General features: G+C 68.5%; 1 protein-coding gene. It reads right to left on the reverse strand.

The features are described from left to right. Positions 1–11: 11 nt before the first annotated feature. Positions 12–569: cytochrome c oxidase assembly protein (locus RF647_RS19155; protein WP_368813120.1), on the reverse strand; the 558-nt coding region annotated here is incomplete at its 5' end.

Here is a 569-nt window from a genome sequence, read left to right on the forward strand (position 1 = left end):
GGTCGGTGGCTTCAGCGGCGGGCAGTGCGGTCGTCGCGATCCGCGAGCCCCGCCATCATCTCGTTGTAGGCCCTGAGCTCGGCGTCGTCCGTGCGGTCCGCCTGGCGGTCCACGCGGCGGTTCTCCTTCGCGCCGGCCATCGCCCACAGCACGGCGACGACCACGGCGACGACGACGGTGGGGAACTCGCCGATCCCCCACATGAGGGCCCCGCCGAACTGCTGGTCCTCGATGGCGGTGCGCCCCCAGTCGCGGCCGGTGTTGCCGAACCAGGAGGCCTGCAGCAGCGTGTCCGAGCCCATGAGGGCCACGCCCACGAAGGCGTGGTAGACCATCGTGGCCAGCAGCAGCACGAGGCGCATCATGTGGCCGGGCCGGTACGGGATCGGGTCGGTCCCGATGAGCACGAGCATGAACAGGTATCCGGTGATCAGGAAGTGCGTGATCATGAACACGTGCCCCACGTGGTAGTGCAGGGTGAAGTGGAACAGCGGGGTGCAGTAGAAGACCACGATGGAGCCGGCGAAGTTCACCGCGACGAAGACCGGGTGCGTCACGACCCGGCCGAA

It is taken from the genome of Kocuria sp. CPCC 205263, assembly GCF_040981075.1.
Taxonomy (GTDB): domain Bacteria; phylum Actinomycetota; class Actinomycetes; order Actinomycetales; family Micrococcaceae; genus Kocuria; species Kocuria rosea.